The organism is Kitasatospora sp. NPDC057198 (assembly GCF_042670125.1).
Taxonomy (GTDB): Bacteria; Actinomycetota; Actinomycetes; order Streptomycetales; family Streptomycetaceae; genus Kitasatospora.
Window position 1 is genome coordinate 1 of sequence record NZ_JBHUWH010000406.1, and the last position, 7,086, is coordinate 7,086.

The 7,086-nt window shown below is 74.9% G+C and carries 6 protein-coding genes; 4 read left to right on the top strand and 2 right to left on the bottom strand.

Annotated features, from left to right (window positions below):
* The first annotated feature begins 305 nt into the window (after positions 1 to 305).
* Positions 306 to 1,892, top strand: coding sequence for a glutamine-hydrolyzing GMP synthase (guaA, locus tag ACFUEL_RS31495; RefSeq protein ID WP_380240268.1), 1,587 nt, complete (start codon positions 306 to 308; stop codon positions 1,890 to 1,892).
* Positions 1,893 to 2,041: 149 nt separating this feature from the next.
* Complete coding sequence (locus ACFUEL_RS31500; RefSeq protein ID WP_380240270.1) at positions 2,042 to 3,046, top strand: Rieske 2Fe-2S domain-containing protein; 1,005 nt, start codon at positions 2,042 to 2,044, stop codon at positions 3,044 to 3,046.
* A 3-nt stretch (positions 3,047 to 3,049) separates the two neighbouring features.
* Here ACFUEL_RS31500 and ACFUEL_RS31505 read toward each other — a convergent pair whose 3' ends face one another.
* Entirely contained in the window at positions 3,050 to 3,277 is a 228-nt protein-coding gene (locus ACFUEL_RS31505) for a hypothetical protein (RefSeq protein WP_380240272.1), read from the bottom strand.
* A complete protein-coding gene (locus ACFUEL_RS31510) occupies positions 3,277 to 4,842 on the bottom strand; it encodes a PspC domain-containing protein (RefSeq protein WP_380240274.1) in 1,566 nt (521 codons plus the stop codon). Before ACFUEL_RS31510 ends, ACFUEL_RS31505 begins: the two co-directional genes overlap by 1 nt.
* A 134-nt stretch (positions 4,843 to 4,976) precedes the next feature.
* Here ACFUEL_RS31510 and ACFUEL_RS31515 point away from each other — a divergent pair, with 134 nt between their 5' ends.
* On the top strand, positions 4,977 to 6,374 hold the full coding sequence (locus ACFUEL_RS31515; protein WP_380240276.1) for a PspC domain-containing protein: 1,398 nt from the start codon (positions 4,977 to 4,979) through the stop codon (positions 6,372 to 6,374).
* The gene (locus ACFUEL_RS31520) at positions 6,367 to 7,047 is read left to right on the top strand and encodes a LuxR C-terminal-related transcriptional regulator (RefSeq protein WP_380240278.1); all 681 of its coding nucleotides are present in this window, start codon (positions 6,367 to 6,369) and stop codon (positions 7,045 to 7,047) included. The genes ACFUEL_RS31515 and ACFUEL_RS31520 overlap by 8 nt, the downstream gene beginning before the upstream one ends.
* Positions 7,048 to 7,086: the final 39 nt, after the last annotated feature.

Sequence of the window (7,086 nt, forward strand, 5' to 3'; positions counted from 1 at the left end):
CACCCCGGGTCCGCCCGGTCGCGGACGGGGTCGCTGTCCCCTGCTGACCCGACCGCTGCACCGGGGCGCGGTCCCACGGCGGGCCCGTGCCCGCCACGCGCACCCGGTGGACCGGAGATTGATCCACGCGTGGTTCCGCCGCGCGGTGCCGCCCGCACCTGGAGGGTGCCGGCTTCGCGCGCGGTCTCCCGGTGCAACGATTCGCCGGGCCGCGCGGTCACGGGCGGCCGGGCGGGCAGTCGGGTGAAAGCGTCCCGGTAGACTCGGGGGCGACACCCCCTTGTACCGCCGCCGGAAGGCCGTCTGTGTCCGCTGATTCCCCCGTCCAGTCCGCACCCGAGAACGACACCGTCCTGGTCGTCGACTTCGGCGCCCAGTACGCCCAGCTCATCGCCCGCCGGGTGCGTGAGGCGCGGGTCTACAGCGAGATCGTGCCCAGCTCCATGCCGGTCGCCGAGATGCTCGCCAAGAACCCCCGGGCGATCATCCTCTCCGGCGGCCCGTCGTCGGTCTACGAGGAGGGCGCCCCGCAGCTCGACCGCGCGCTCTTCGAGGCCGGCGTCCCGGTCTTCGGCATGTGCTACGGCTTCCAGCTGATGGCCAAGACCCTCGGCGGCACCGTCGACAACAGCGGCGCCCGCGAGTACGGCCGCACCCCGCTGACCGTGACCCGCTCCGGCTCCACGCTGTTCGAGGGCACCCCGGACCGGCACTCGGTGTGGATGTCGCACGGCGACGCCTGCTCGGCCGCGCCCGAGGGCTTCACCGTCACCGCCTCCACCGACGTGGTGCCGGTCGCCGCCTTCGAGAACGACGACCTCAAGCTGTACGGCGTGCAGTACCACCCCGAGGTGATGCACTCCGAGCACGGCCAGCAGGTGCTGGAGCACTTCCTGTACCGCGGCGCCGGCATCGCCCCGAACTGGACCACCACCAACGTGGTCGAGGAGCAGGTCGCGCTGATCCGCGAGCAGGTCGGCGACAAGCGCGCCATCTGCGGCCTGTCCGGCGGCGTGGACTCCGCGGTCGCCGCCGCCCTGGTGCAGCGCGCCATCGGCGACCGGCTGACCTGCGTGTACGTCGACCACGGCCTGATGCGCAAGGGCGAGACCGAGCAGGTCGAGAAGGACTTCGTCGCGGCCACCGGCGTCAAGCTGGTCGTGGTCGACGCCGAGGAGCGCTTCCTGACCGCGCTGAAGGGCGTCTCCGACCCCGAGCAGAAGCGCAAGATCATCGGCCGCGAGTTCATCCGGGTCTTCGAGCAGGCCCAGGCCGACATCATCGCCGACGAGGGCCCCGCCGTGGAGTTCCTGGTCCAGGGCACCCTGTACCCGGACGTGGTGGAGTCCGGCGGCGGCACCGGCACCGCCAACATCAAGTCCCACCACAACGTCGGCGGCCTCCCCGAGGACCTCGAGTTCCAGCTCGTCGAGCCGCTGCGCAAGCTGTTCAAGGACGAGGTCCGGATGGTCGGCCAGGAGCTCGGCCTGCCCGCCGAGATCGTCCAGCGCCAGCCCTTCCCCGGCCCCGGCCTCGGCATCCGGATCGTCGGCGAGGTCACCAAGGAGCGCCTGGACCTGCTCCGCGAGGCCGACGCCATCGCCCGCGAGGAGCTGACCCTGGCCGGCCTGGACGCCGAGATCTGGCAGTGCCCGGTGGTGCTGCTGGCCGACGTCCGCTCGGTCGGCGTGCAGGGCGACGGCCGCACCTACGGCCACCCGATCGTGCTGCGCCCGGTCTCCTCCGAGGACGCCATGACCGCGGACTGGTCGCGGCTGCCCTACGAGGTGCTGGCCAAGATCTCCACCCGGATCACCAACGAGGTCAAGGACGTGAACCGGGTCGTCCTGGACGTCACCTCCAAGCCGCCGGGCACCATCGAGTGGGAGTGATCCCACCGGCAACCGTGTGACCGCGCCGCCGCTTCCCGCACCAGGGGAGTGGCGGCGCGGCCATGTGGGAAGGGCACCGGGCACAATCGGACCCGGTCCGGTCGGCATCCGTCGGCGGACGGCAGGCGGCGAGGGAGAGGGCGGCGAGGATGGCGACGGGAACGGGCAGTGCGGCGGGCGGCACGGCGGGCGCCGGGATCACCGAGTGGAAGGCCCTGGGCACGCGCTTCGCGCTGCTGCCGCTGCGGCTGTTCCTCGGCGCGACCTTCGTCTACGCCGCCTTCGACAAGCTCTCCGACGCGCACTACCTGGCCGGCGCGGGCGACCCGGCCTCGTTCTACGCCCAGACGAAGGCCGCCGAGGGCGGCAGCCCGATCGGCTGGGCGCTGTCCCCCGCGCTGCACGCGCCCACCTTCTTCGGCCTGCTGATCGCCTTCGGCGAGCTCGCCGTCGGCCTGGGCACCCTGTTCGGCCTGTGGGGCCGGATCGCCGCGCTCGGCGGCGCGCTGCTGTCCGCCACCCTCTGGCTGACCGTCAGCTTCCACACCACCCCGTACTACCTCGGCAACGACCTGGCCTACCTGATGGCCTGGACGCCGCTGCTGCTGGCCGGCACCCCGTACCTGTCGGTCGACGGCTACCTCGCCGCCCGGGCCGCCCGCGACCGGGCCCGCGGCCTGGCCGAGGACGCGGTGCGCCGCCGCGCCCTGCTCGACGGCGGCATCGCGGCCGTCGCGCTCGGCGGTGCCGGGCTGCTCTCCGGCTCGCTCACCGCGAGCTTCGGCCGGGACGGGGCCCCCGCCGCCGCGTCCGGCACCGGCGCCACCAGCCCCGTCCCGCAGCCCGGCCCCGCGGTGCCCGCCGCGCAGGTCCCGGTCGGCGGCTCCGCCACCGTCAAGGACCCGGCCAGCGGCGACGCCGTTTACATCGTCCAGCCCGCCGCCGGGCAGTACGCCGGCCTGTCCTCGGTCTGCACCCACTCCGGCTGCGCGGTCAACCCGCCCAAGGACGGCAAGCTGTACTGCCCCTGCCACGGCTCCACCTTCGACGCCGCCACCGGCGCGGTGATCACCGGCCCGGCCGTGAAGCCGCTGCCCACGTACGCGGTCACCAGGAACGGCGAGCAGCTGGAGCTGGGCCCGCAGCAGTCCTGACGGTCAGTCCAGGCTGTGGTCGTCGTCGCGGGCCCCGCCCTTCCCGCGCCGGGCGGCCGCCACCAGGGCGCCGGCCAGGCCGGCCGCGCCGAGCACGATGCACGCCAGCGGCAGCACGAAGCGGCTGTTCACCTCGCGGTCGTTGAGCGAGGCCACCAGGTACAGCACCGCCAGCGCGGTGAACAGCCCGCCCGCGACCAGCGCGTACAGGTCGAACCTGTGCTTCCTCATCACCGCACCACCTTGATGTCTCCGGCGCCCACGGTGACCGCCAGTTCCAGCACGCCCCTGGACGGCCGTCCGTCCGGGACCTCGATCACCACGTCCTCGTCGGTGCCGGGGCCGTTGAAGTTCTGCCCGTCCGGCAGGGTCACCTCGCCCAGGCCGTTGCGCACCTTCAGCCGCAGCTCCACCCCGGTCGGCACGGTCACCCTGGCGTCGCCCGCGCCGACCCGCAGCTCGGTGGCCAGGGTGCCGCCCGCCGGGTCCAGCGCCGACAGGTCGAGCTTCGCGTCGCCGAACGCCAGCGTGTACTCCGGGTGCAGCTCGCCCGGGGCGGAGACCGTCCAGCGGTGGTCGCCGGTGCTGCCCGCGACCGTCGCCGAGGTGCCGGCCGAGACCACCAGGCCCGCCGTCAGCAGCAGCGACAGGAAGGTCAGCCCGCGGGCGCGGCCCCAGCGGGAGCCGACCACCATCGCCAGGCCCAGCGGCAGCAGCGCCACCGCCAGCACCGTCGACCAGCGCTGCTGCCCGTGGTCGCTCGCCGCCACCGCCCAGGACGCGCCGACCGACACCAGCACCGCCGAGACGGCCAGCACCGGGGAGCCGCGCTCGGCGCGGCGCCGGGCCTTCCACTCGCGGTGGCGCTCCATGCTCGCCCGGTGCCGCTCCATCGCCTCCCGCTGCCGGACGCGGTGGTCCGCCATCCGGCGCTCCATCCGCTCCTGGTAGGTCTCGGCGCCGTCCGGTTCGCGCGGCTCCTTGCGCAGCGGGTCGCCCTCCGGCAGGTCGGCGCGCTGCCACCACGGCTGGGCGGGCGCCCCGGGCGGCGTCGGGGCGCCGTACGGGTTGCGCTCCGGGTGCCGCGGGTCCCACAGGTAGCCGGACGGGCCGACCGGCGGGGTGTCGGCGGGCCGCTCGCCGTCGTCGCCGGCCGCCCGCTCCCCGGTGCCGCCGACCGCCCGCTCCTCCTGCCAGGAGCGCACCCGCTCCTGGAACTCCGCGCTGCGGGCCTTCCACTCCACCCGCAGGTCCCGGCCGACCGACTCGCCCCAGGTCTTCCAGTCGGCGGACGGGCCGTCGTCCTCCAGCCGGTCGCGCGGGCCGCGGGCGCGGGCGGAGGGCGGCGCGTCGCCGTCGAGGCGCCGCCGCCGCTCCGGGTCGTAGCGCAGGGCCAGGAACACCAGTGCGGCGAGCAGCAGCAGCGGGAACAGCTGGCCGCCATCGCCCATCGAGGAGAAGAACACCCCGGTGCCGATCACCGTCACCAGCACCGCGCCCACCGACTGGCCGTCGACCCGGCCGGTCAGCACCCGGTGCAGCTCGGTGGCGCCGCCGTCGCCGTCCGCGGCCTCGCGCGGCACCACCAGCCAGGCCAGGCCGTAGATGAACAGGCCGAGTCCGCCGGTCAGGCCGAGCACCGCGATCACCACCCGGAACACCACCGGGTCGATGTCCAGGTAGCGGCCCAGGCCGCCGCACACGCCCGCCACCACCCGGTGCCGGGAGGAGCGGGTCAGCGCCGGGCGGCCCCCGTCGGGGGCGGCCGGGTCCTGCGGGATCTGGTCCTCCGTCATGTCCCCCATCCTTCCGGGCCGCCGGGCCCGGCCCAACCGTCCGGGGCCCGGGAGCGACCCTGAACTGTCCCTGAGTGGTTCTGGGGGCCGGACCCTGATGCGCCGCCGCCCCGGCACCTGCCACCATCGGTGCCGTGGCCGCACCCGAGAGCAGAAGCACCGAACCCAGGAGCCCCGAGCCCGCCCCGGCCGACCCGCCGGCCGGCGAGCCGCCCTACCGGCGGCTGTACCGCAGCCCGCACGGGCGGATCCTCGGCGGCGTCTGCCAGGGGCTGGCCACCCACCTCGGGGTGCCGGTCACCTGGGTGCGGCTGGCGTTCATCGTGCTGTTCTTCTCCGAGGGCATCGGCGCCCTGCTGTACGCCGCGTTCTGGGTCGTGGTGCCGCTGGGCATCAACCAGGCCGCCCCCGGCGCCGAGCGCCCCGCCCGGCGCCCCGGGGAGGGCGCCCCCGGCCGCTTCGGGCGGCTGCGCGACCTGCTGGAGCGCACCTTCCACGGCGAGGAGGGCGCCGCCGCCGCGGAGGCGGACGTCCCCGCCCCGGTGCCCGGCCGCGGCCGCGGCGGCAGCATGGGCCAGCTGTTCGCCCTGGTCGCGCTGGTGATCGGCGTGATGGCGCTGCTGTCCGCGCTGGGCATCCAGACCGCCCAGCCGTACGTGTGGCCGCTGCTGGCGGTCGGCATCGGCGTCGCCCTGGTGTGGCGGCAGGCCGACGACTCGCGCTGGCAGAGCTGGTTCGGCCTGGAGCCGGGCAGCCGCAAGGGCGCCTACCTGCGGGTGCTGGCCGGGGTGCTGCTGGTGGTGGCCGGCATCATCGGCTACTTCGTCACCCAGGGCGTGGACTCCCCGGTCGCGCTGGTCGTCGAGTCCTCGCTGGCCGTGGTGGCGGGCGTGCTGGTGCTCGGCGGCCCGTCCATGCTGCGGATGTGGCAGGACCTCGGCGCCGAGCGCACCGCCCGCATCCGCGCCCAGGAGCGGGCCGAGATCGCCGCGCACGTGCACGACTCGGTGCTGCACACCCTCACCCTGATCCAGCGCCGGGCCGAGGACCCCAAGGAGGTGCTGCGCCTGGCCCGCGCCCAGGAGCGCGAGCTGCGGCTGTGGCTGTACCGCCCGGAGGCCGTCGCCGAGCAGGCCCCCGACACCCTGGCCGAGCACCTGCGGGAGATCGTCGCCGAGGTCGAGGACCGGCACGGCGTGCACCTGGAGCTGGTCTGCGTCGGCGACTGCCCGATGGACGAGAGGATCGCCTCGCAGATGAGGGCGGCCAGGGAAGCCATGGTGAACGCCGCCAAGTACGGTGGCGGTGGACCGGTCCAGGTCTACGCGGAGGTGGAGGGGAGGACGGTGTCGGTGTTCGTCCGCGACCACGGCCCCGGCTTCGACCCCGACGACCTCCCCGAGGACCGCATGGGCGTACGCGAATCGATCATCGGCCGGATGCGGCGCAACGGGGGCACCGCGCGGGTGCGGCCCGCGCCGGACGGCGGGACCGAGGTCGAGCTGGAGATGGAGAGGGCGGCAGATGACTGACGCAGCGGCGCAGGAGGCGGCACCCGGCAGGCGGGCCCGGGTGGTCCTGGTCGACGACCACCGGATGTTCCGCACCGGCGTGCGCGCCGAGATCGGACGGACCGAGGAGACCGGCATCGACGTGGTCGGCGAGGCCGACGACGTGGAGTCCGCGGTCCGGGTGGTCGCCGAGACCCGGCCCGACGTGGTGCTGCTCGACGTCCACCTGCCCGGCGGCGGCGGCGTCGAGGTGCTGCGCCGCTCGGCCGGGGTGGAGGGCGTGCGCTTCCTGGCGCTGTCCGTCTCGGACGCCGCCGAGGACGTGATCGGGGTGATCCGCGGCGGCGCCCGCGGCTACGTCACCAAGACCATCACCGGCACCGACCTGGTCAACGCGGTCTTCCGGATCGCCGACGGCGACGCGGTGTTCTCGCCCCGGCTGGCCGGCTTCGTGCTGGACGCCTTCGCCGCCACCGACACCCCGCCGGTCGACGAGGACCTCGACCGGCTCACCCAGCGCGAGCGCGAGGTGCTGCGGCTGATCGCCCGCGGCTACGCCTACAAGGAGATCGCCAAGCAGCTGTTCATCTCGGTCAAGACGGTGGAGAGCCACGTCTCGGCGGTGCTGCGCAAGCTGCAGCTCTCCAACCGGCACGAGCTGACCCGCTGGGCCACCGCCCGCCGGCTGGTCTGAGCGCGAACGTGCCGGGGCCCGGTCCCCCCTCCGGAGAGG